This window comes from Xanthomonas sp. WHRI 8393, assembly GCF_040203315.1.
GTDB lineage: Bacteria > Pseudomonadota > Gammaproteobacteria > Xanthomonadales > Xanthomonadaceae > Xanthomonas > Xanthomonas arboricola.
On the sequence record NZ_JBEGGL010000002.1, the window covers coordinates 54,575 to 77,547 of the forward strand.

Annotated in this window: 16 protein-coding genes and 1 other RNA gene; 8 read left to right on the forward strand and 9 right to left on the reverse strand. The window is 67.0% G+C overall.

Going from position 1 to position 22,973, the window contains the following annotated elements; all coding sequences use genetic code 11:
• Window positions 1-34: 34 nt before the first annotated feature.
• Genes ABQ137_RS06195 through ABQ137_RS06205 form a run of 3 tightly spaced genes read right to left on the reverse strand, consistent with a single transcriptional unit; the run spans window position 35 to window position 5,759 of the window.
• Window positions 35-1,330: an MFS transporter gene (locus ABQ137_RS06195; protein ID WP_349781600.1), complete on the reverse strand. Its 1,296-nt coding sequence runs from the start codon at window positions 1,328-1,330 to the stop codon at window positions 35-37.
• A complete protein-coding gene (locus ABQ137_RS06200) occupies window positions 1,327-3,570 on the reverse strand; it encodes an oligoalginate lyase (RefSeq protein ID WP_349781602.1) in 2,244 nt (747 codons plus the stop codon). The genes ABQ137_RS06195 and ABQ137_RS06200 overlap by 4 nt, the downstream gene beginning before the upstream one ends.
• Window positions 3,567-5,759, reverse strand: coding sequence for a chondroitinase-B domain-containing protein (locus ABQ137_RS06205; protein WP_349781604.1), 2,193 nt, complete (start codon window positions 5,757-5,759; stop codon window positions 3,567-3,569). Before ABQ137_RS06205 ends, ABQ137_RS06200 begins: the two co-directional genes overlap by 4 nt.
• 271 nt (window positions 5,760-6,030) lie before the next feature.
• Between ABQ137_RS06205 and ABQ137_RS06210 the strand changes: the two genes are divergently transcribed.
• Both ABQ137_RS06210 and ABQ137_RS06215 read left to right on the forward strand, forming a co-directional pair.
• Window positions 6,031-8,901, forward strand: coding sequence for a TonB-dependent receptor (locus ABQ137_RS06210; RefSeq protein WP_503021208.1), 2,871 nt, complete (start codon window positions 6,031-6,033; stop codon window positions 8,899-8,901).
• A gap of 61 nt (window positions 8,902-8,962) precedes the next feature.
• Window positions 8,963-9,706, forward strand: a complete 744-nt coding sequence (locus ABQ137_RS06215; protein WP_024938638.1) for a FadR/GntR family transcriptional regulator — start codon at window positions 8,963-8,965, stop codon at window positions 9,704-9,706.
• A gap of 256 nt (window positions 9,707-9,962) precedes the next feature.
• Here ABQ137_RS06215 and ABQ137_RS06220 read toward each other — a convergent pair whose 3' ends face one another.
• The 3 genes from ABQ137_RS06220 to ABQ137_RS06230 are packed head-to-tail and all read right to left on the reverse strand — an operon-like array spanning window position 9,963 to window position 13,893.
• On the reverse strand, window positions 9,963-12,260 hold the full coding sequence (locus ABQ137_RS06220) for a xanthine dehydrogenase family protein molybdopterin-binding subunit (protein ID WP_126967031.1): 2,298 nt from the start codon (window positions 12,258-12,260) through the stop codon (window positions 9,963-9,965).
• On the reverse strand, window positions 12,257-13,345 hold the full coding sequence (locus tag ABQ137_RS06225) for an FAD binding domain-containing protein (protein WP_184431862.1): 1,089 nt from the start codon (window positions 13,343-13,345) through the stop codon (window positions 12,257-12,259). Before ABQ137_RS06225 ends, ABQ137_RS06220 begins: the two co-directional genes overlap by 4 nt.
• Window positions 13,318-13,893: a (2Fe-2S)-binding protein gene (locus tag ABQ137_RS06230; protein WP_184431860.1), complete on the reverse strand. Its 576-nt coding sequence runs from the start codon at window positions 13,891-13,893 to the stop codon at window positions 13,318-13,320. Before ABQ137_RS06230 ends, ABQ137_RS06225 begins: the two co-directional genes overlap by 28 nt.
• Before the next feature lie 248 nt (window positions 13,894-14,141).
• On the opposite strand from ABQ137_RS06230, the gene ABQ137_RS06235 reads away from it, so the two are divergent.
• On the forward strand, window positions 14,142-14,666 hold the full coding sequence (locus ABQ137_RS06235; RefSeq protein WP_184431858.1) for an RNA polymerase sigma factor: 525 nt from the start codon (window positions 14,142-14,144) through the stop codon (window positions 14,664-14,666).
• 65 nt (window positions 14,667-14,731) lie between these two features.
• Entirely contained in the window at window positions 14,732-15,754 is a 1,023-nt protein-coding gene (locus ABQ137_RS06240) for a FecR family protein (RefSeq protein WP_349782337.1), read from the forward strand.
• Window positions 15,755-15,928: 174 nt separating this feature from the next.
• On the opposite strand, the gene ABQ137_RS06245 is transcribed toward ABQ137_RS06240, so the two are convergent.
• A complete protein-coding gene (locus ABQ137_RS06245; RefSeq protein WP_184611123.1) occupies window positions 15,929-16,102 on the reverse strand; it encodes a hypothetical protein in 174 nt (57 codons plus the stop codon).
• Between the two features lie 26 nt (window positions 16,103-16,128).
• Between ABQ137_RS06245 and ABQ137_RS06250 the strand changes: the two genes are divergently transcribed.
• From ABQ137_RS06250 to ABQ137_RS06265, 4 genes are all read left to right on the forward strand, one after another.
• A complete protein-coding gene (locus ABQ137_RS06250) occupies window positions 16,129-19,026 on the forward strand; it encodes a TonB-dependent receptor (RefSeq protein WP_349781609.1) in 2,898 nt (965 codons plus the stop codon).
• 275 nt (window positions 19,027-19,301) lie between these two features.
• Complete coding sequence (locus ABQ137_RS06255) at window positions 19,302-20,618, forward strand: histidine-type phosphatase (RefSeq protein WP_349781611.1); 1,317 nt, start codon at window positions 19,302-19,304, stop codon at window positions 20,616-20,618.
• A 216-nt stretch (window positions 20,619-20,834) separates the two neighbouring features.
• A non-coding RNA gene (locus ABQ137_RS06260) (sX9 sRNA) lies at window positions 20,835-20,910 on the forward strand.
• On the forward strand, window positions 20,902-22,176 hold the full coding sequence (locus ABQ137_RS06265; protein ID WP_228912128.1) for a jacalin-like lectin: 1,275 nt from the start codon (window positions 20,902-20,904) through the stop codon (window positions 22,174-22,176). The genes ABQ137_RS06260 and ABQ137_RS06265 overlap by 9 nt, the downstream gene beginning before the upstream one ends.
• 87 nt (window positions 22,177-22,263) lie before the next feature.
• Here the strand turns inward: ABQ137_RS06265 and ABQ137_RS06270 are convergent, their stop codons facing one another.
• Together ABQ137_RS06270 and ABQ137_RS06275 are read right to left on the reverse strand one after the other, a co-directional pair.
• The gene (locus tag ABQ137_RS06270; RefSeq protein WP_104568814.1) at window positions 22,264-22,689 is read right to left on the reverse strand and encodes a type II toxin-antitoxin system death-on-curing family toxin; all 426 of its coding nucleotides are present in this window, start codon (window positions 22,687-22,689) and stop codon (window positions 22,264-22,266) included.
• Window positions 22,690-22,698: 9 nt separating this feature from the next.
• The gene (locus ABQ137_RS06275; RefSeq protein ID WP_016903820.1) at window positions 22,699-22,920 is read right to left on the reverse strand and encodes an AbrB/MazE/SpoVT family DNA-binding domain-containing protein; all 222 of its coding nucleotides are present in this window, start codon (window positions 22,918-22,920) and stop codon (window positions 22,699-22,701) included.
• Window positions 22,921-22,973 lie beyond the last annotated feature (53 nt).

The window sequence follows — 22,973 nt, forward strand, 5'->3', positions numbered from 1 at the left end:
GGTGTGGGGAAAGCTGGGTAGGCAGCGGGCACGCTCAGGTGCCCGCTGCGTCGAGTCGGTGGATGCGGCCGGTGACCAGCCAAAGCGCTGCCAGCGAGGCCGGCACCAGCGCGGCGACCAGAATGAACATCGGTGCGTACGAGGTTGCGGTCATCACCGGGACCAGCCAGGTGGTGATCAAGGTGCCGGCCACCGCGGCCATGCCGCCGATGCCGGCCAGCGAGCCGACCGATTTGCCGGCGAACAGATCGCCGGGGAGGGTCTGGATGTTGCCGATGGCGATCTGGAAGCCGAACAGCACGGCGGCAATCGTCAGCACCGCCATGCGCGGGTCGGCGGCCTGCACGGCGCCCAGCAGCGCCGGCGCCATGATGGCCCCGCCCAGGGTGATGGTCCATTTGCGCGCGCGGTCCACGCTCCAGCCGGCCGCGATCAGGCGCCCGGACAGCCAGCCGCCGCACAGGCTGCCCAGCATCGCACCGACGAACGGCACCCAGGCGAATGCGCCGATCTGCTTGATGTCGAAGTGGAAGGTCTCGGCCAGGTAGATCGGCAGCCACGACACGAACAGCCACCAGATCGGGTCCAGGAAGAACCGCGCCAGCACGATCCCCCAGCTTTGCCGGTGCGACATCAGCTGGCGCAGCGTGGGCAGGTAGGCCGGCGGCGGCGCGCTGCCGGCGTCGGGCGCATCCAGGATCAACGCACGCTCGGCCGCGTCGACCCAGGGATGCCGGTCCGGCCCGGCGCGGTAGATCACCAGCCACGGCAGCAACCACAGCATGCCCAGCACGCCGATCAGCACGAACGTGCCCTTCCAGCCGAACGACAGAAACAGCAGCGCGATCAGCGGTGCCGAGACGATCGCGCCGATGGAGGCGCCGGCATTGAAGATGCCCTGCGCCAACGCACGCTCGCGCGCGGGAAACCATTCCGCATTGGCCTTGACCGCGCCCGGCCAGGCGCCGGCTTCGCTGATGCCCAGCAGCGCGCGCACCACCGAGAACGCCATGATGGAGTGCGTGACCGCATGCAGCGCGATGGAGATCGACCACACCGCGATGGACAGGGCAAAGCCGAGCCGGGTGCCGATGATGTCGAACAGCCGCCCGAACACGAACTGCCCGGCGGCATAGAACAGCATGAAGATGGTGACCAGTAGCGCGTAGTCTTCCTTGGTGGCGCCGATGTCGCGCGAGATCGCCGGCCACATCACCGCCAGCGCGTTGCGGTCGATGTAGTTGATCACCGTGGCCACCGCGATCAGCGCCACGATCAGCCAGCGCACCGCCGAGCCCTTGCCCGCGGGGCGCGTGCGGGCGGTGCTCATTGCGCACCTGCAGTGCGATCGAAGCGCGCGTAGCCGCCGCGCCAGCTGTAGCGCTGACCGGCAGCCTGTACCTGGTGGCTGCGTTGTGCATCGGCGTCGTCGGCCACCGCCAGCGCGATGCGCTGGCCGCCGACCAGGGTGAGCACGATCACCTCGGCATCGTCGCCGCGCACGCGCTCGATGGCGCGGATGCGGCTATTGGCGCCGTGCACGTATTCGGCGGTGCCGTTGTATTCGCCATGCGGTTCCAGCACGCCGAAGAAGCTGACGTTGGCCTGCCCATCGACGCGCTGGATCAGCGCCGGTTCGCGGCGCAGGTTGAAGTTCGGGTCGTTCGCTCCGCTCTCCACCAGCAGGGCACGCGCCGGCGCGCTGCTGCCGAAGCGGTAGCTGTAGAAGCGGCCGGCGAGCAGCCAGCTCAGGCTGCGCGTGTCGGTGCTCGCATCGCTGGAGGCGTCCACCCACAGGTGCTGATAGCCGTTGGCCTTGCCCAGCACCGGGCGTTGCGTCAGTGCGCGCTCTGCGGTGAAGCCGACCTGCATGATCTGCCCGTTGAAATGCAGCGGCAGGTCGTAACGTGCCGGAGCGTTGGCGTTGACGCGCAGCAGGTCGATCACCACCGGCAGGGGCAGCTGCGGGTGCGACAGCAGCGCCTGGGTGCGGGTGAAGCTGACCCCGTCGTAAGCCTGCTGCATGCGCGCCGACACGATCTGGGTGTCGGCAGTGCTGGCGAACAGCAGCTGCGTCGGCGCGTGTTGCTCGCCCACCTTCCAGTCGCCGTTGAAGTGGCTGGTCTCGTTCACCACCAGCGTGTTGTGCGCAACGGTCTGCTTGGCCCAGCTGGTGTTCTCCGGCAGATAGATGCCGCCGGCCTTGGCTTCCACATTCAAGAAACGCGCCGCGCCGTAGTCGGTGACCACGCGCTGGCCGTTGTCGTAGAACAGCCAGTTCAACTTGTCGAAGTGGCCGTGGCCCATGCCTTGCGAGGTGTTCTTCATCACCAGCGTCTGGCCGTCTTCGCCGCCGCTGCGCAGGATCGCCAGCGCGCCCTGGTCGCCCTGTGCGCCATCGCGCAGCAACACGCTGCCGAAGGCGAACGGTTGGGCGCGGCCTTGCGCGAGCGCGGTGGCCACGGCCAGGCCTTCGGGGGTGAGCAGCACGCGGCGCTGGCGTTGCGCGATGGACAGCAGCTGCGCGTCGTGGGTCTGCGCGTAGGCGATGCCGATGCCGGCCACCAGTTCTTCGGTGTCCAGGCCCTTGTCGAGGATGGCGTCGTTGATCGGGAAGAAATAACCGCCGTAGCTGCTCTGCACCAGGCTGTTTACGGCCTTGAGCAGCACGCCGTCGCGGCGCTGGAAGATGCGCTGCTGCGGCTGGTTGCGCTCGATCGCATTGGCGAACAGCACGAACGGCGCCAGGGCATAGCGTTGGTAGTACGGGCCTTCGGCGTAGTAGCCGTCCGGCGAGAACAGCTGGTCCACCTGCGCCAGGAAGCCTGCCTTGCCATCGCGCCTGCTGCCGCGCAGTGCCTTGTCCACCAGCGCCTGGTCGCGCAGCACGTAACCGGTCATGCCGACCGCGGCAACTGCCCAGGTGGCGTGGTTGTGGATCTTGTCGAAGTTGTCGGCGCTTTCGTCGCACAGGAAGTGCGCCATGCGCGCGAACACGTCGCGGTCGATGGTGGCGCGGTCCTGCGCGCTGAGCGTGTCGCGGATGGCGTCGTAGCCCTGGCTTGCGTAGACCAGCCACACCGAGTCGTTCAAGGACTGCCAGAACAGCCGCCCCGGCACCTGGCCGCGCCCGGCCGGGTGTGCGCCCAGCGTGGGATACAGGCGCGCGTAGGCCAGCAGCACGTCGCGCGCATAGTCGGCATAAACGCGATCGCCGGTGAGTCGGTACAGCGCGCCGGCGGCCTGGATGGCCTGGTAGTTGCGTTTGTGCTGCTCGTGGCTGGCGCCGCCGCCGGGATCGCTGGGCACCGGCACGTCCACGCCGGCGCGCATCGCCGCGCGCACGCTGGCTTCTGCGCGTGCCTGTTCGCGGGCGAACACAGGCAGCCTGGCGCCGGCGCTGGCCATCTCGCGCCATTGCTGGGCGGTGACCAGCACCGGCGCGGCGTCGGTGGCGCGCGGTTGCGGCTGCGCTGCTTGTTCGGCCGCGGGTAACGGGGCGGCGCTGCAGGGCAGGGCGCTACCGGCGCCTACCAGGACCAGCAGCAACAGGCGGGTGGAACGGGTCATAGCAGGGGCTCCGCTGCGTCGGCGTGCAAGGCCGGGGTGCCGACGAACTGATTGCCGCTGGCGATGAGGTGGGGTGTGCCGGTGGTGTGCTGCGCCAGGATCGCGGCGCTGTCGGCGAAGCGGTTATTGCGCAGCGCAATGCGCTGCACGCCATGCAGGCGCAGCGACGCACCTGTGTTGCGGCCGACCTGCGTGAAGTGCGAGTCGCTCACCTGCAGCACCGGGCCGAAGGTGCTTTCGTCGCGGCCGCCGCGATACAGGTCCAGCACCGGCCCGGCGACACGGTGGAACTGCGACTGCCGCACCGTCACCTGTTCGACGTTGTAGGTGCCGCGGTCGTCGGTCTCGGCGTGTGCGGACAACACCTTGCCGGAGACGTCCTCGACCAGCAGCCGGTCCAGCAGGATGTTGTCGGCCAGGCTGCCCTTGCCGAGTGCGATCACATCGAAGCCGGGTTGCGCGTCCAGATGATGCAGGTGCGTGTCGCGCAAGGTGAGCTGGTACTGCGCCACCGCTGTGCCGGGTGCGGTGCGGATCACCGCATTGCCCGGCTGCGCGGGTGCGGCGCGGCCATCGATCTCGAGCCGGGCCAGGTGGAGCGAGCCGCCGGGCGCGATCTGGAACAGCGCCGGCTGCGAAAAGCGGATGCGCGCGCGGCCGCGTTGCGGGCCTTCCAGCGTCAGCGGCCGGTCCACGTCGAGGATGTCATCGACCTGGTAGCGGCCTGCGTCCAGTTGCAGGCGGTCGCCGGGGCTGGCCTGCGCCACGGCGTCGGTCAGGCTGGACTGCCCCGGCCGCACGCGGGTGCGGCGGCCGCTGTCGGCGACTGCCTGCGCTGCCTGCTTGGGGTACCAGCTCACGCCCACCTGTGCGCGCGCGATGTAACTCAGCGCCGGGTCGGCGCCGACGCCAGTGGCGTTGTCGGCGACCAGCAAGCCGGTGCTGGCGCGGGTCATCGTCACCTGGCGGCTGTTGACGCCGCCGGGCAGGCGGGTGGAGGCCAGCGGGCTTTGCAGGTTGCTGGTGAAGGCAATACCGGACAGGTCGCCCAGCACGCGCACCGGGTCGCTGGCGGCCACGATCAGATTGCCGGCAAAGCGGCTGTTGATCGGCGCGGCGGTGCGCTCGGCATCCATGCCGGCACCGAAGTACAGCTGGTTGACGGTCACGAAGGTGTTGCGCTCGATGCGCGCCTGGTCCACCTGCACGTAGCGGTTGGCAGGCGAGTTGGGCACCCCGTACATGATGCTCAGCGCCGACGAATAGCCATCGCCGGCCAGGTTTTCCAGGTAGTTGTGGCGCACGGTCTGCTTGCGGTTGATCACGCGGATGCCGCCGGTGTTGGCCTTGCCGTCGCCGAAGAACACGTTGCGCTCGACCAGGTTGCCATCGCCGTGCCGCAGCACCAGCGCGCCGCGCGATTGCTTGAACACATTGCCACGGTAGGTGTTGCCGCCGGACTTGTTGGAGACCACCTCCACCTCGCCGTCGCAGCCTTCGAACCAGTTGTTGTCCACCACCGAGTTGGAGGCGCTGTCGGCATCGCTGCTGGTGCCGATGCGTAGCGTCTCGCCGCCATTGGCGCCCAGGTTGGGGCGTGGCCCGAACCAGTTGTGGTCGATGCGATGGCGGTTGTCCAGGCCCTGGGTGGCGTCGCGCACCACCACCAGGGTGGGGCCGGCATTGGTCTTGCCGACCAGCTGGTTGTGGTCGAAACGGTTGTCGCTGTCGTACAGCGCCACCCAGTTGTCCGAGTCGCTACGGGTGGGCTTGCTGAAGCCGTCCACCACCACGCCGGTGATGCGGCTGTGGCGCGCGCGTTCCTTGCTGGAGATGCGGTACGACAGCACCGCATCGCCCGGGCTATGGCCGTCGCGGAACACCAGGTCCGACACCACCAGGTAGGGGCCGGCCATGTGCAGGTCGGAGGTGCCGCTGATGATCACCTTGCCCGGCGTTTGCGCGGTGAGGGTGATCGGCTGCTCGGCAGTGCCTTGCCCGCGCAGCACGATGGCGAAATCCCGCCACTGCCCATCGGCCAGCACGATGCGATCGCCGGCACGCAGCGCGGCCGCCGCCACCGCGTACTCGCTCTGGTCGTGCACCAGGTACGAGGTGGCCTGGGCCGAGCCGACCCAGGCGGGCGCACACAGCAGCAACAGGCAGGCAAGGGAGACGGGGGATCGCATCGGGATGCTCCTGGACGCTGGCGCGTCGGTGATGGCCGAGGGTAACAGTGCAAACTGGTTCGTCAACCAAAATGGTAGTCCAGTTGGTCTGTATTGAAGCCCGCGATCGGCTCGATGTCATGCTGCAATTGCACAAAATAATCTACAGAACTGGCCTAGTCAGGTGGCTCGTTGGATAAATCGCAGAAATGGTTGACTTGGCGTTGATCCGCGTGGAGTCTCCACCTCGCTCGGTCTCGAGCGTCCTTTGGGAGGAGGAATTGTGCGGTATCTGAAAATAGTCCAATTACGTAGACCAATTATTCGGAATGCCCTGACCCAGGCGCTGCTGGGTGCCGTTGCACTGACAAGCGCGCAGGCAGCCCTGGCCCAGCAAAGCGATGCCGCTCAGCAGGAGCAAGCGCCCACCACGCTGGACCAGGTCAAGGTCACCGGCATCCGCAGCTCGATCCAGTCGTCCATCGACAGCAAGCGCGAGCAGACGGTGGTGGCCGACGTGCTGTCGGCCGAGGACATCGGCGACCTGCCGGCGCTGTCGATCGGCGAGGCGATCGAGACCATCACTGGTGCGGCCACGCACCGCGAGAAGGGCGGCGCGTCGGAGATCTCCATCCGTGGCCTGGGGCCGTTCCTGGGCTCGGCCACCTTCAATGGGCGCGAGGCCAGCAACGGCAGCGGCGACCGCTCGGTGAACTTCAACCAGTTCCCCTCCGAACTCATCAACACCGTGGCGATCTACAAGACCCAGCGCGCCGACTTCGTCGAAGGTGGCATCGCCGGCACGGTCAACATGCAGACCGTGCGGCCGCTGGAATTCGGCAAGCGCCGCGTGCAACTGGACGGGCGGGCGACCTATGCCGATGGCGACAGCAAGTTGCGCAACGCCGATGGCGTGGGTTGGCGCGGCACCGTCAGCTACCTGGACCAGTTCGATCTGCGCGGGGCCGGCAAGCTGGGGGTCTCGCTCGGCCTGCAGCGGCTGGAAGGCACCAACCCGGAAGAGGTGATGAGCAGCAGCTCCACCTGGACGGCCTGCAACGCCAACGAGGTGGTGGGCGCCAGCCGCAACTGCACCGCCGTGACGCCGGCGCAGGTGCAGGCGGGGACGCCGTATTACCTGGCGCCCGGCAGCCGCGTGTACCGCCAGATCAGCGAGCACGATCAACGCGACGCTGCCTTCGCCGCGCTGCAATGGCGGCCCTTCGACGGCCTGGAGGTGGCCCTGGATTACCAGGATTCGCAGCGCACCGTGACCGAAGACCGCGCCGAGCTCAATTTTTCCGAAACACTGCGCAACCTCAACAACCGCCAGGTGGGCGACAACGGCGCCTTGCTCGGCCATACCGGCAGCAGCACGGTGGAATCCTCCACCGACTACAAGGTGCGCGACGAGCAGTACCGCGGTGGCGGGCTACGCGTGGAATGGCGCCCGAACGCGGCCTGGATGCTGTCCACCGACCTGTCGTATTCGCGCACCGAGCGCAGCGAGATCGACCGCCTGATGCGGCTGCGCTCCAATGCCACCGACATCAACGGCAACCGCGTGCCCGGGATCAACGGACAACGTGTGGACTACACGTATACCTATGCCGGCGATGTGCCGGGGATTGTGGTCGATCCCGCGTTCGACCTGAACAACCCGGACAATTTCAGCGCCGCCGCGCGCGCGCGGCGCGACGAGTTGCGCCGCGAGCACACCATCCGGGCCTGGCGCCTCGATGGCGCCTTCACCCCGGAGAGCGGGCTGCTCACCTCCATCAAGGGCGGCGTGCGCCTGTCCGAGGCGACCTACCGCGACCTGGACGACCGCGTCGAACGCAACGTCACCGATCCGGCCACGATCCGCGCCGCCAACCTGGCCTGCCGGCAACCGTTCCCGCAGGAGGATTTCCTCTCCAGCGCCAGCGGCAACACCATCCGGCAGTGGGCCACCTTCGACAGCCGCTGCTTGTTCAGCGCCATCACCGGCGTGGACGACACCGGCCGCAATGCCGACCCGCGCGGCACCGCCGACTCCGACGTAAAAGAAAAGACCCGCGCGCTGTATGTGATGGGCGAATTCGCCAGCACGTTGTTCGGGCTACCGCTGGACGGCAACCTGGGCGTGCGCTGGGTGCGCACCGACGTCAGCTCGGTGGGGTTGCGCGGCGAGCTGGACGTGGTCGACAACCCCGACGGCACCATCCAGCTGGTGGAAACCGGGCGCTTCGCCGCGCAGACGGTGCGCGCGTCAAACCGCGTGTTCCTGCCCAGCTTCAACGCCAACATCGGCCTTACCGAGCAGACCCAGCTGCGCTTTGGGCTGTACCGGGCCATGGCGCGCCCGGATCTGGTGGCGTTGTCTGCCGGGCGCACCTTCATCCTGGAACCGGGGACCGAATTCACTACCGTCGGCGAGGCGATCGGCAGCATCACCGCCACCGGCAACCCGCGCACGCAGCCGCTGCTGTCGTCCAATGCGGACGTGTCGCTGGAGTGGTATCCCAATGCCGACTCCCTGCTCAGCGCCGCGGTGTACTACAAGCAGTTCACCGGTGGCGCGGTGCCCACGGTGGTGGACGAGCGCTTCGTCATCGACGGCACGGCGGTGGTGGTGCCGGTGGTGCAGGACGTCACCACCCGGCAGAAGAGCGATCTCACCGGGCTGGAGCTGACCGGCACCCACCGCTTCTCCTACCTGCCGGCGCCGTTCGACGGCCTGGGCGTCAAGCTGAGCTACAACTACGCTGATTCCAACTACAAGACCCAGGATCTGCGCCTGGGCGACCAGATCGACCCGGCAACCGGCCTGGTGAGCAGCGGCATCGTCGCGCCGGCCAATATCTTCGGCCTGTCGCGGCACGTGTTCTCCGGCCAGCTGTATTACGCCATCGGCGCGGTCGACCTGCAGGCCATCTACAAGTATCGCTCCGAGTATTTCCAGAAGTTCGTCGGCGCCCCGGCGCAGAACCGCTACGTGCGCGACAGCGGCACCCTGGACCTGCGTGCCAGCTACCGCGTCAATGCGCAGCTGTCGGTGTCGTTGGAGGCTTCCAACCTGACCAACGAGCCGCGGATCTCCGACATGCCGGTGCCCGGCAGCTTCCGTGAGTACAACACTTACGGGCGACGTTATTATTTGGGGGTGCGCTACCGGTTCTAGCGTCGCCCACCTGTCCGGCACCCGTGTGCCGGGCCGATCACCCTGAGGGTTTGAGTCGCCGATGTCCGAAAACCGCCTGTACCACTCCGTTGCCGCCAAGATCCGCGCGCTGATCGACACGGGCGAATTCCCGGTCGGCTCGCGCCTGCCGGGCGAGCGCGAGTTGGCCGAGCGCTTCGGCGTCAGTCGCGTCACCGTGCGCGAGGCCGAAATCGCGCTGGAAGCGCAGGGCCGCATCGTGATCAAGATCGGCTCGGGCGTGTACGTCAAGCCACGCCTGGCGTCGGACGAGGGCGCGTTGCCGGATGTCAGCGCGTTCGAGCTGACTGCCGCGCGCGCGGTGATCGAGGCGGAGGCGGCCGCATTGGCCGCCAGCCACATCACCGATGCGGAGCTGGATGAGTTGAACGGCATGATCCAGGCGCTGTCCGCACCGGGGCTCAGCGATGCGGCCGCTGCCGACTACGACCGCGCCTTCCACCTGGCGATCGCGCGGATTAGCGGCAACCCGGTGGTGGCGCACTGCGTGCAGCTGATCTGGCGCATGCGCAACGAATTGCCGCGCGTACGCGAGGTGTATGCGCGGGTCTGCCACGACGACGGCGCCACCCGCGTGGACGAACACACCGCCATCCTGCAGGCCCTGCAGCAACGCGACCCGGTCGCGGCACGCACGGCCATGCGCAACCACTTCCAGCGTCTGTTCGAATCCATGCTGGAAGCGACCGAGAACGATGCACTGGCGGAGATCCGCCGCCGCACCCAGCAGGACCGCGCGCATTTTCTGGCGGCCACGCGCACCTGAGTGCATGTGATGGTTTGTTGGACGCGCTGCGTCGACCACCAGCGGCACTTTCGTACCGCTGACGCTGGACCCTCCGCAAGACAGATCCTCCAATCAGCTGGACGCGCCGTCTGCGCCGGTTCGGTGCCATCGACACGCGGCTGATCTGAGTGTCGCGCCAGCGGTTGCCGCGGACGCCGCAGTGATAACACGCTGCAGCGTCCGCCCTCAGGCAGATCGCTCTGCCTGAGGGGCGTGGGTACCTGCAGTGCAGGTCTCAGTCCGCCATCACCTTGTCCGGCGTCATCGGGGTGCTGCGGATGCGCTTGCCGGTGGCATGGAAGATCGCATTGCAGATCGCCGCCGAAACACCGACCAGGCCGATTTCGCCCACGCCTTTCGCACCCAGGCTGCTGACGATGCGGTCGTCTTCGTCGGCGAAAATCACGTCGATGTCGTGGATGTCGGCATTGGCCGAGACGTGATACATCGCAAAATCGTGATTCATGAAACGGCCGAAGCGGTGATCGGACTGGGTGTGTTCGTGCAGTGCCTGGCCGATGCCCCAGACCACGCCGCCGACGATCTGGCTGCGCGCGGTGATCGGGTTGAGGATGCGCCCGGCTGCAACCGCGCTGACCACGCGGGTGACGCGGACCGTGCCCAGCTCTTCGTCCACCCGCACTTCCACGAACACTGCGCCGTGGGTGGCGCGGGTGTACTTGCGTTGCTTGAGCACATTGGGCAGCAGCAGGAACTTGTCTTCGATCTGTTCCAGTTCTGCTGCACGCAACAATTCGGTCAAGGCAATGGTGGTACCGGCATCGGCGCGCAATGCCAGCGTGCCGTCGGCAAACACCACCTCGTCCAGCTTGGCCTTGGTAAAGCGCGAGTTCGGCAACGCCTGCGCCAGGCGCAGCAACCGCGCGCGCAGCTTTGCGCACACGCCATCCACCGCCGAGCCCACCGTGGTCACATGCGACGAGCCGCCCTCGATCGGTGCGACCGGCAGGGTCGAATCGCCGAGTTGGAAGGTGACCTGTTCCAGCGGCAGGCCCAGTGCTTCGGCCGCGATCATCGCCATCACCGTATAGGTGCCGGTGCCGATATCGCTGGCTGCGCTGCTCACCACCAGCCGGCCATCGGCGTGCAGCACCGCATGCGCGCGCGCAAACATCTGCATCGCATCCCATTGCCCGGTGGCCATGCCCCAGCCGACCCACTCGTTGCCTTCCTTGCGTGCACGCGGCTGCAGCGGACGCTGCGCCCAGCCGAAGCGTTCGGCACCTTGCTGGTAGCACGCGCGCAGCGCCTTGGTGGAGTAGGGCTTGTCGTCGGCCGGGTTGACCTCGGCATAGTTCTTCAGGCGCAGCGCCAGCGGATCCATGCCCAGCTCATAGGACAGCTCGTCCATCGCCACTTCCAGCGCATGCACGCCGTGTGCGGCACCGGGTGCGCGCATGTCCATCGGGCTGAACTGGTCCAGGCTCACCAGGTTGTAGCCCAGATGCACGTTGTCGCAGGCATACAGCTGCCCACTCCAGTTGACCACCACCTCGACGTAATCCTCGATGCGTGATGTCTCGGCAATGGCCTCGTGCCAGATCGCACGCAAGCTGCCGTCGCGGTCGGCGCCGAGCTTGAGCCGCTGCAATGTCTCCGGGCGATGGCCGAAAGTGAACATCTGTTGCCGCGTCAGCACCACGCGCACCGAGCGGTCCAGCAGGATCGACGCCATCACCGCCAGCGGCAACTGATACTGCGGGCGCAGTCCGGAACCGAAGGCACCGCCCACGTACGGATTGCGCACGGTGACCTTGCGCTTGCTCAGGCCGAACACATGCGAGACATACCAGCGGCTGTTCTGCGAGCCCTGGGTCTTGTCGTAGATGGTGAAGTGGCCATCGGCATCGCGGATCACCGTGGAGGCGAACAGCTCCATCGGATTGTGGTGCTCCACGCCGCTGTAGTAGTCGGCCTGCACCTGGACAGCGGCATTGGCAAAGGCGGTGTCTGGCTCGCCCTTGTCCTTGGGCGGCGGCGAGAAACCGGCCTTCATGGCCTTGGGCTTGTGCGCGCGGTCCAGGTTGGTCATCAGGTTGGTGTCGTGCGGGTCCTGCAGCAGTTCCACCTCCACCAGGTGGGCCGCGTGGCGCGCCGCTTCAAAAGTGTCGGCCACCACCAGGGCGATCGGCTGGCCGCTGTACAGGATCTTGTTGTCGTACAGGGGCCGGAACGGCGAACCGGCCGGTGCAGTCATGTCCTTGTAGAACACATCCATGCCGCGCATATGCGGGCGGTTTTCATGGGTGACGATCTCCAGCACGCCCGGCACCGCACGCGCGGCATCAAGATGGAAGGCGACGATCTCGCCCTTGGCGATGCTGCTGTTGACCACCACGCCATAGGCCAGATCCGCCACCGGCCATTCGGCGGCATAACGTGCCTGGCCGGTGACCTTGGCGCGTCCGTCGATGCGGGTGACGCCGGTGCCGGTGGGGCGATAGCCGGTGCCGCTGTCGGCAACCGGCGGGATCAGGTCGTTGTCGGGTAGATCGGTGCTGCGTGCGTTCATGGCGCTTCCTCCAGCGCGCTGGTTCGCCCGCGGTTGTCGATGGTGCCCTCGCGGGCGACGTCCAGGGCACGCACGATCGCGCGGCGTGCCAGCGGCAGCTTGAAGGCGTTGTTGCCTTGCGGTTGCGCACCCTGCAGCAAGGCATCAGCCAGGCTGCCGAAGCTCTCGGCCGTGGCCGGTTTGCCCACCAGCTGCGCTTCGGCGTCGGGGTTGCGCCAGGGCTTGTGCGCCACGCCGCCCAGGGCCACGCGCACCTCGCGGATGCTGCCGTCCTCGGCCAGGTCCAGCGCCGCCGCCACCGACACCAGCGCGAAGGCATACGACAGGCGCTCGCGGATCTTCAGGTAGGCGCTGTGCGCAACGAAGCGCTGTGCATCGGGCAGGTCGATATGCACGATCAACTCGTCCGGGGCCAGGGTGCTGTCCAGCTCCGGGTGCTCGCCGGGCAGGCGGTGGAACTGCGCGAACGGGATGTCGCGCTCGCCGTTGGGGCCTTGCACGTGCACCACTGCGTCTAGCGCAGCCAGCGCGACGCACATGTCCGACGGGTGCGTGGCAATGCACTGCGCGCTGGCGCCGAGGATGGCGTTATAGGTGGTGAGCCCGCCGATCGCCGAGCAGCCGGTGCCGGGCGCGCGCTTGTTGCATGGAGTGGCATGGTCGTAGAAATACAGGCAGCGGGTGCGCTGCAGCAGGTTGCCGCCGTTGCTGGCCATGTTGCGGATCTGTGGCGAGGCGCCGGCCAGGATCGCCGCGCTCAGCAAGGGGTAACGCGTCTCCACGTCCGGGTGATAGGCGGTGTCGGCATTGCGTGCGAGCGCGCCCAGGCGCAGGCCGCCTTCGGGGAGCCCACTGATGCTGTCCAGCGGCAGGCGATTGATATCGACCAGGCTGCCTGGCCGCATCAATTGCAGCTTCATCAGGTCGGTGAGATTGGTGCCGCCGGCGATCAGGCGCACCGGGGCTTCGGCAGGCACCGGATGCGGGTCGCTGCCGCGCACCGACAGTGCAGTCAGCGCCGCATCGACGCTGTCCGCGCGCGTATAGGTGAGCGGGATCATGCCGGCACCGTCCCTGGCGTCCACGGTGTGGCGGCACTCTCGCTGCTGTCGCTGGGCGTGCCCATGACCTGCATCACCGCATCGGTGATCTGCGGGTAGGCGCCGCAGCGGCACAGATTGCCGCTCATCAACTCGCGCACCTGGTCGCGGTCGTGCGCTTTGCCCTCGTTGATCAGGCCCACTGCCGAGCACAACTGCCCGGGCGTGCAGTAGCCGCACTGGAAGGCATCGTTCTCGATGAAGGCACGCTGCAGCGGATGCAGCTGTTCGCCCTCGGCCAGGCCTTCGACGGTGGTGATCTCGGCGCCGTCCTGCATGACCGCAAGCGTCAGGCAGCTGTTGATGCGGCGTCCATCGACCAGCACCGTGCAGGCGCCGCATTGGCCGTGGTCGCAGCCTTTCTTGGTGCCGGTAAGGTCGAGCCGGTCGCGCAATAGATCGAGCAGGCTGACCCAGGCTTCGAGCTGCAAGTGGTAAGGCTGGCCATTGATGCGCAGGTTGACCGGGTAGGTCGGCGCAGCAGTGGCGGTGGCCGGCGCCGGATGCGTGGCAGTGGCGGGTGTGGCATTCATGCGAACCCCGTGGCGATGGCTGAGAGGAGGACCCTCACCTTGATGCCTGCGTGGTCAAGGTGTGGTGTAGGAGAGTGAGGTCTCTTTCACGCGTGCGTGAACCCTGAGCGTGGTCATGCGCGGAACATGGCGGCGTTGCTGCGCATGACATCGCTTGATCGCAGGCCGGTGCCATCGTCGGTGCGTCATCGTGGTGTCACCTGCAGTGGCCAGGCTAGCCGGCCCAGCGCACAGGGGAACGCGCCCGCATGAAAGCCAACGCCACCCGCGCCTGGACGCAGGTATTCACCCAGCACGGGTCGGTGCTGCGCGGCTTTTTCGTGCGTCGCGGCGCCAACGAGGATGCCGAAGACCTGGTGCAGGAAACCTATCTGCGGCTGTTGCGTGCGCATCAGGATCAAGGCGAGGCGATCGCCAATCCCGAGGCGTATCTGTACACGGTGGCGCTGAACCTGGCGCGCGAGCAGGCCGCGCGACGCAAGCAGGCGCCACTGCACATCGACGAGATGGAACAGTTTTCGCAGCTTCTGGCCGCAGGCGACGACGTGGAAGACGCCGCGCACCGGCAGCAGCGCCAGCAACGCCTGCAGGCCCTGCTGGCCACGTTGCCGGAGCGCACCTGCGCGGTATTGGTGATGCAGTACCGCGACGGGCTCAGTTACAAGCAGATCGCCGAGCGCATGGGGGTGTCTGCGCATATGGTCAAGAAGCATGTGGTGCGTGGCTTGTCGGCCTGCAGGCGAGCGGTCGCCGACAGCGGGGACAGCTGGTGAGCAAGCCGGTGTTACCGAGCCGCAGCGTTGTCGGTGAAGCCGCGCACTGGCACGCGCTGCAACGCATGCAGGCGCTGGATGCGACGCAACAGGCCGGCTTTCTGCAATGGCTGACCGCATCGCCGCTGCATGTACGCGAATACATGGCGGTGCTGCGTGTGGCCGGCGATCTGGGCGATGCCATGCGCGGCATGGACCTGGACGTGGATGCCCTGCTTGCTGCCGACCGGCGCAAGACTGCCGATGCCGCGCCGCCCAATGTGATTGCGCTGCCGCTGCGGTCACAAGTGCCGCCAGCACCGCAACCCGCTGCCCGGCCGCGCCGCAGCGAAGGCCAACCCAAGGCACGCATGCGCAGCTGGCGCATGGGCCTGGCCGCGGCGCTGTGCGGCGTGGCGATCCTGACCGGCTGGGCCTGGCCACGCACGCAGACCTACGCCACTGCGCACGGCGAGCAGCGTAGCGTGCAGTTGGCCGACCGCAGCGTGGTGCATTTGAATGGGCAAAGCAGCCTGCGTGCCACCATGACGCCGTGGAGCCGCCACCTTCAGCTGCTGCGTGGCCAGGCCAGCTTCGTGGTCGCGCCGGATCGGCGCCCGTTGCAGGTGCATGCAGGCCATCTGCGTGTCGAGGATATCGGCACCACCTTCGATATCGCCCTGTATCAACACCAGGCACGCATCGAGGTCGCCGAGGGCCGTGTCCATGTCTGGCGCGACGCGCGCGATGGTCAGCCGATGCTTGCCAACCTGGGGGCAGGGCAGAGCGCACGGATCAATGCGGCCACCGGCAAGATCGAACTGGCCAGCGAAGAGGTGGCCGTCATGCATGCCTGGCGGCAGCGGCGCATCGTGTTCCGCGACGCGCCGCTGGCCACGGTGGCCGAAGACTTCAATCGTCTCAACCGCACGCGTTTGTCGATCGACGATGCTGCCGCCGGTGCGCTGCGGCTCACCGGCAATCTGCGCGGTGACGATCTCGCCGCGCTGCGTGCCTTCCTGGATGGCCAGCCGAACCTGCGCGTTGTCAGCACGCCGGGGATGCTGCGCGTGAGCAGCCGGCCTGCGCCGGGAACGGCGACGCGATAGCCACGGCGCTGCACGACGCCGTAATGCGTGCAGCGCGTGCGCATGCCGCATCGCGCGCGTAGCCCACATGCATTGATCCTGCGCGCAGTGGATGAGGTTGTCGATGCCATTGCGCCGCGTGCATGCCGATGGCCGTCTGCGGCTGCGTCCACGCACATGCAAGACCTCACGTCCTCACGTGCACGCAAGGCGCAGCGCGATGCAGATGCAGTGCGTCGCGCCCGCACCGTTCGGTGCCTGCGCAGATGTCACAGAAAATTCATCAAAAAACGGTGCCCGATCGTCGCTGTCGATGCTCGTAGTCCAGGTACAACGCAGCATTCCCGCCTGGCGGGTGGTGTTGCGCATTGCTTCCTCCCCTACTGGATTCCACGATGCGCCGTACGTTGTTTCTTTCGATCGCTCTCGCCCTGCACGCCGGCACTGCTGGCGCCCAGACGGCTGCTGCCACCGTCGCGGTCGAGGCGATTCCGGCCCAGCCCCTGGCGCGCGCGCTCAATGCACTGTCGCGCCAGACCGGGCTGCAGTTTGTCTATGCCGCCGGCGTGGCCGGCAACCCGCAGACCCGCGCCACCGCGGCCGGCGTCGCACCCGAGCAGGCCCTGCAGCAATTGCTCGACGGTACCGGCCTGCGCTACCGCTATCTCGATGCGACCACGGTGACGATCGAAACCGCCGAGCCGGCGCCCGGCCTGCCGCCAGCGGCTCCGGCAACGGCCGCGGTCGCCACGGCACCGGTGCCGCGTGCAGACGCGCCGGTGCAGGAACTGGACAGCATCCAGGTGCTCGGCAGTTACGCCGGCAGCCTCAGCGCCGCGTTGCGCCAGAAACGCTACGCCGACAGCGTGGTGGATGTGATCGCCGCCGAAGACATCGGCAAGCTGCCCGCGCAGAACGTGGCCGAGGCGCTGCAGCGCGTGCCGGGCGTGTCGATCGTGCGCGACCGCGGCGAAGGCGTGTACGTGCGCGTACGCGGCCTGGGCCCGAATTTCCAGGTCACCACGCTCAACGGCCAGACCATGGCGGTCAACGAGAACGTGCGCACCTCCGGCCAGACCGGGCGGCAATTCCGCTACGACACGCTGCCGGCCGAACTGGTCTCCGGGCTGGACGTGATCAAGAGCCCCACCGCCGACCTGGACGAAGGCGCCATCGGCGGCATCGTCAACGTGCGCACATTCCGCCCGCTGGAGCTGGGCAAGACACTGACCAACGTATCGCTGGAATCCAGCCAGGCCCAGCGCACCCAGGCCAACGATCCGCGCGTCTCCGGGCTGTTCAACTGGGTCAATGCCGAAGGCACCTTCGGCATGCTGATTTCCGGCGCGTATGCGCAACGCACGCTGCGCCAGGACCGCGTCAACGAGGTGAGCTGGGACTACTACCGCAACGGCGTGCCGGGCGTGCCCGGTGCCAATTACGTTCCCACCGGCCTGCGCCCGACACTGGAGCTGGAAGAGCGCGAGCGCACCGGCGTGGCGGCCTCGCTGCAATGGAAGCCCAGCGCGGCGTGGGAGACCAACCTGGATCTGCTCTACGCCAGGCAGACCGTGCATTACGACGAATACAGCATGGGCGTGGGCTTCGACAGCCTGGCCAAGCTGAGCAATCTGCGGGTGGAAAATGGCGGTATCACCGGCTTCGATTATCGCAACGGCCAGGTGCAGATCTCGCGCGAGACCTCCGGCATCACCGACGACAACCGCAGCGCACGCCTGTCCAGTACCTGGAGCGGCGACCAGTGGACACTGGGCGCAGTGGCGTTCCACTCGCAGGCGCACAGCTACGACTCCGATCCGATCCGGCGCACCCGTCTGCGCAGCGGCACCAACCTGTCGATGCGCGTGGACATGCCGCAAGCCGACGGCGACAACGTACCGGACTGGAGCTTCACCAACGGCTTCGATCCGACCAACCCGGCCACCGTGGCAGGGCGCCGGCTGGAATGGCGCGAGATCGATGCGCGCGACAAGGAAGACGCGCTGCAGTTCGATGCCAGGCGCACACTCGACGGCAGCTTCTTTCGCGACTTCAAGGTGGGCGCCAAGTACCGCCAGCGTTCGCGCACCTACGATCGCGCCGACCTGCTGCTCAACAGCATTGCCGGGGTACGTTTCCCGGGCAGCTATTTCACCGCGTTGCCGGTGGGCGACATGCTGTCGGACGCCAACGGCAACCTGCCGCGGCAATGGCTGGCGCCGATCGAATCCGCGTTCTGGGGCAATTGGCCGACCAGCGCCGATCTGAGCAACACGCCCAACAGCGCCGACCTGCAGAATTCCTACGAGGTGCAGGAAAAGATTGCCTCGGCGTACGCGATGAGCAACTTCGCCACCCAACTGGCGGGCCGGGAACTGCGCGGTAATGTCGGCGCGCGCGTGGTGCGCACCGAGCAGGCCACCGATGGCCATGCCGATGTCAACGGCAGCGCACAGCCGGTGCATTTCGAGCGCAGCTATACCAATGTGCTGCCTTCGTTCAACGCGGCCTGGGACGTGCGCGAGGACATGGTGCTGCGGACTTCCGCGGCCAAGGTGATCACGCGCCCTGACCTTACCGATCTGTCGTCCAAGCTGACCTTCAATTCCAGTGGCGAACGCCTCACCGCCAGCGGCGGCAACCCAGCGCTGCAGCCCTTCGAAGCGTGGCAGTACGACCTGACCTTCGAGTGGTACATCGACGGCACCTCGGCACTGACCAGCGGTCTGTTCTACAAGGACATCTCCAGCTTCATCCAGACCCAGATGTCCAACCTGGTCTACCAAGGCCAGACCTATCTGCTGTCGTCCAAGACCAACGGCAGCAAGGCGATGGTGCAAGGCGCGGAAGTGGCGTATCAGCAGGTCTTCAGCGGCCTGCCGTCGCCGCTGGACGGCCTGGGCATGCAGCTCAACTACACCTGGACCGACAGCAAGGCGACCTATCACGACGGCACCGGCAGCTTCACCGACAGCCTGGAAGGCGTGGCCAGGAACACCTACAACGCTGTGCTGTTCTACGAGAAGGGACCGTTGATGGCACGCGTCAGCTACAGCTGGAGCGACGACATCCTCAACGCGGTGGGCACCGCCAATGTGGCCACGCTCAACAGCGACCGGTTCGGCAGCCTGGATGCCAATGTCGCCTACAAGGTCAACGACACGCTGTCGGTGTTCGTCAACGCGATCAATCTCACCGGCGAAGTGCAGCGCCAGTTCGTTGGCGATCACTTGTTCGGCGGCTATACCGACTACGGCCGCACCTGGTCGCTGGGGTTGCGCGCGCGCTTTTGACAAGGGCTGGAGACCTGGCGAGCAGTTGTCAGCGACGTGCGATGTGCATTTGGGGCGCTGTGTTTGCGGGTGACATACCGCCATGAAGGCCTTGCGACGAGCGCAGCCGTCGTGATCGCCGATCCAGTTTGTTGGCGGCAGCCAATGCCGCCACCGGGCGCCTTGCTGCAAGGCGCCATCTGCAAGGGCCATGGCTTCGGCTGTGGCGCTGTTGCCAGCGGCACATCGCCGCGTATCGCGCTGTGCAGCACCTGCATCACGTGTTGAGACCACTCATGTCATTACTGCTTCGTAGCTGTATCGGTTTTTTTGTCTTGGTCGTGGCCGGCCTGGCCATGCCGGTAGTGCATGCCGCCACCACGTCGGAGACGCTTGAGAAAGTCGTCATCCTCAAGCGCCACGGCGTGCGTGCGGCGATGTCCAGCCCGGAGCAACTGGGTCGCTATTCCGCACGTCCCTGGCCCCGCTTCGATGTGCCGGCCGGCCACCTGACCGCAAACGGTGCGCGTCTGGAGGCATTATTCGGTGCCTACTACCGCGCCCGTTACACGCCGCTGGGTCTGTTCGATGGCGATGGCTGCGCCAATGTCTACTACTGGGCCAATCGCACCCAGCGCACCATCGCCTCGGCGCGCGCGTTGGCAAGCACGCTCACCCCGGGGTGTACGAACACGGTGCACCACGTGGCCGATGACGCGTCCGATCCACTGTTTGACGGCGCGCCGGCATTGCGACAACCCGCTGCGACGGCGTTGATGCGCGCGGCCATCGCCGGCCGCGTCGGCGGCGATGTGGTCGCCTGGAACGCGGCGCAACGCGATGCGATCGACAGCTTGCAGCAACTGTTGCTGCAGTGCGCGCAGCGGCCGTGCCCGACCCAGGCCGGTGCCGGCAAGCAACGCCTGGATGCGGTGCCCGCAGGCATGGGCGCTACCCACGACGGAATCGCCGGTGTCCAAGGCCCGGCACCGGCAGCCTCCGGCATCAGCGAAAGCCTGTTGATGGGCTGGGCCGACGGCCAGGACTTTGCCGCGTTGGGATGGCAAGGCGTGGACGAAGCCAGTCTGCTGCGCGCGTTCGCACCGCATCAGGCCGAGTTCGCGCTGCGCCTGCGTGCGCCGACGGTGGCGCGCATGGCCAGTACGCCGCTGGCGGCGCGGCTGCTGGCGACACTGCAGCAAGGCAGTGTCGCCAGTGGCAATCGCAATCCACCGCAGGCCACGCCGATCGGTGGCGATGCACGGCTGGTGGTGCTGTCCGGTCACGACGGCACGCTGACCTTGCTGGCCGGCATGTTCGATCTGCATTGGCAGTTGCCCGGTTACCAACCCGACCAGACCGTGCCTGGCGGCGCCTTGGTCTTCGAGCGCTGGCGGCGTGCCGATGGGCAGCGGGTGATCCGCCTGCGCTATACCGCGCAGACGCTGGCGCAACTGCGCGAACGCCGCGCGCTGACACCGCAGGTGCCGCCGCCGTCATCGCCGGTGTTCATTCCCGGCTGCAGCAGCGCCACCCCGGAGTACGACTGCCCGCTACCAGCCCTGGCGACATTGATCGACGCCGCGATCGACCCGCATTACCTGAGCGAATGACGCCGCGCGCGCCGACCGCGACCGGCGCGTGTGGTTGCATCGGCGCATCGGCGCCGTTTCCCTGGCCACCGTGCCAGCCGCTGTTTCTCACCACTGCAAGAGGCGATTTATGCTCCACCAGCGACGTACTCTCGTCAGTCTCGGAACCGCTCTGAGAGCAACTACCAAAACTACTGCGCGTTCGCCAGGCGGGCGCGGCCGGTGCTCGGAATCCTCATGTACCACTCGTACACTGCGGTTCCTCCGCGCCGTCCGCACCCACCTGACAAACGCTCGCTACGTTTTGTTAGCTGCTCTCACACTTGCCTGCGCAGGCATCGCCCAGGCGCAAACGGACGTCGGCGTACTCGACGTACTGACCTACAACGTCGCCGGCCTGCCCGAAGGCCTGTCCAGCGGAACGCCGGCCACCAACACCGCACTGCTCGCACCGAAACTGGCGCCTTACGGGCTGGTCAACGTGCAGGAAGACTTCAACTACCACGCGACGCTGTACGCCGGCGACGCGCATCCCTACCGCACAGCCACCAGTGGCGGTGCCGCGTTCGGCGACGGGCTCAACACGCTCAGCAACTATCCCTTCAACGACTTCACCCGGGTCAAGTGGAACCAGTGCAACGGCACCGACTGCCTGACCCCGAAGGGTTTCAGTTACATGCGCGTGCGCCTGGCCGACGGCGTGTTGCTGGACGTCTACAATGCGCATCCCAATGCCGGGGTCGAAGCGGGCGACCTGTCCGCACGTCGCGCCAATATCGGCCAGCTCTCGCAGTTCATCCAGACCTGGTCGGCCGGCAATGCGGTGCTGGTGATGATGGATTCCAATACGCGCTACACCCGCAGCGACGACAACATCCGCGAGTTGATCGCCTCCAACGGTTTGACCGATCCGTGGGTGGAACTGATCAAGGGCGCAGCACCGGCGGCCGGCGCCGCACCGCTGTTGTGCGGCACGCCGCCCACCAATAGCTGCGAAGTGGTCGACAAGATCCTGTACCGCGATGCGCCGCAATTGACCCTGGTGGCCAACCGTTACCAGCTCGATGGCGGCGGCTTCTATGACAGCGCCGGCAAGCCGCTGTCCGACCACTACCCGCTGCATGTGCAATTCGGATGGGCCGTGGGCGACCGATTGCGCACCAGCGACCAGTTCGGTGGTCCGCATGGCGTTCCGTTCAACGATCTGGCCGGCAACCCGGGCGTGCGCCCGCTCAGTGGTGTGACCCTGCGCGGCGGTGCGCGCCTGGATGGCGTCGGCGTGATCCTGGACAGCGGCAAGCTGCTCGCGCATGGCGGCAGCGGTGGGCAGGCGACCACACTGTCGCTGGGTGCCAACGAAACGCTGTCCTCGGCCACCTTCACTGTGGGCAAGTACAACGACCGCACCCGCCTGTTCTCGCTGAGCCTGCGCACCAACAAAGGCCGCAGCGTGCAGGTAGGCAGCCCGACCAGCGAGAGCTACACGCTGAGCGCTCCCAGCGGCTGGCATATCGCCGGTTTCACCGGTCGCGCGGGTGAGGAGATCGACAAGCTGGGGGTGGTGTATGCGAAGGACTAGGCGCTGACGCTGTTTTCAGTGGCAGCGGGCAGGGCAGCGATGTGCGCCATGGATGGCTGCTGCACTGTAGGCTTGCCGGGCTACCAGTCACCCATATGACGGCGCCGATTCGTGCACGCGATCTGGATGCCGCAAGCGCAGGCGTGAGCGCAACCATGCGGCGCAAGCCGCTTCATCGAGTGAGCCATCGGCCAGGCCGATGTAGAAACCGTAGAGTTCCAGATCATCGGCGGCCAAGGTCGCTCCGTTGAGCACGATGAAGGTTTCGCAAGCGACGGCGGCAGTGCGCTTGTTGCCGTCGACAAACGGATGGTTGCGGCCCAATCCGTAGGCAAGACTGGCGGCAAGCGCAGCCAGGTCCGGTGGCGGCTCGCCGTAGGACAGCAGTTGCTTTGGCCTGGCAAGTGCCGAGTCGAGCAGGGCGTCGTCGCGCACGCCGCTGCCGCCGCCGTGTTCGGCCAGTTGGCGATCGTGGATGGCCAGGACAAGTGGCCGCTCGATCCAGACGATCATGGTCGAGCCTTATTGCGCCAGCTTGTGCAGCAACGCGCGGCGGTTGCGCATCACCTGCTCGGCCACATCCATCTGCGCGGCCAGGGTCGGGTCGAACGCGGTCAGCTTGATGCCGTCGGGCGTTTCCAGTGCATAGAGTTCGTCGCCCTTGCCCAGGCGCAGGCGGGCGAGCAGTTCCTTGGGCAGGATGACGCCAGCGGAATTGCCGATGGAGGTGATCTTGAGCTTCATGGTCGACGCCCTCGTTAGTACGTAAGTTATAACTCCGTCTCCAGCCGATCACA

Coding starts and splice junctions, on each gene's coding strand:
- ABQ137_RS06195 (WP_349781600.1), bottom strand. CDS start 1,330: ATGAGCACCGCCCGCACGCGCCCCGCGGGCAAGGGCTCGGCGGTGCGC.
- ABQ137_RS06200 (WP_349781602.1), bottom strand. CDS start 3,570: ATGACCCGTTCCACCCGCCTGTTGCTGCTGGTCCTGGTAGGCGCCGGT.
- ABQ137_RS06205 (WP_349781604.1), bottom strand. CDS start 5,759: ATGCGATCCCCCGTCTCCCTTGCCTGCCTGTTGCTGCTGTGTGCGCCC.
- ABQ137_RS06215 (WP_024938638.1), top strand. CDS start 8,963: ATGTCCGAAAACCGCCTGTACCACTCCGTTGCCGCCAAGATCCGCGCG.
- ABQ137_RS06220 (WP_126967031.1), bottom strand. CDS start 12,260: ATGAACGCACGCAGCACCGATCTACCCGACAACGACCTGATCCCGCCG.
- ABQ137_RS06230 (WP_184431860.1), bottom strand. CDS start 13,893: ATGAATGCCACACCCGCCACTGCCACGCATCCGGCGCCGGCCACCGCC.
- ABQ137_RS06235 (WP_184431858.1), top strand. CDS start 14,142: ATGAAAGCCAACGCCACCCGCGCCTGGACGCAGGTATTCACCCAGCAC.
- ABQ137_RS06240 (WP_349782337.1), top strand. CDS start 14,732: ATGCAGGCGCTGGATGCGACGCAACAGGCCGGCTTTCTGCAATGGCTG.
- ABQ137_RS06245 (WP_184611123.1), bottom strand. CDS start 16,102: ATGCGCAACACCACCCGCCAGGCGGGAATGCTGCGTTGTACCTGGACT.
- ABQ137_RS06250 (WP_349781609.1), top strand. CDS start 16,129: ATGCGCCGTACGTTGTTTCTTTCGATCGCTCTCGCCCTGCACGCCGGC.
- ABQ137_RS06255 (WP_349781611.1), top strand. CDS start 19,302: ATGTCATTACTGCTTCGTAGCTGTATCGGTTTTTTTGTCTTGGTCGTG.
- ABQ137_RS06270 (WP_104568814.1), bottom strand. CDS start 22,689: ATGATCGTCTGGATCGAGCGGCCACTTGTCCTGGCCATCCACGATCGC.
- ABQ137_RS06275 (WP_016903820.1), bottom strand. CDS start 22,920: ATGAAGCTCAAGATCACCTCCATCGGCAATTCCGCTGGCGTCATCCTG.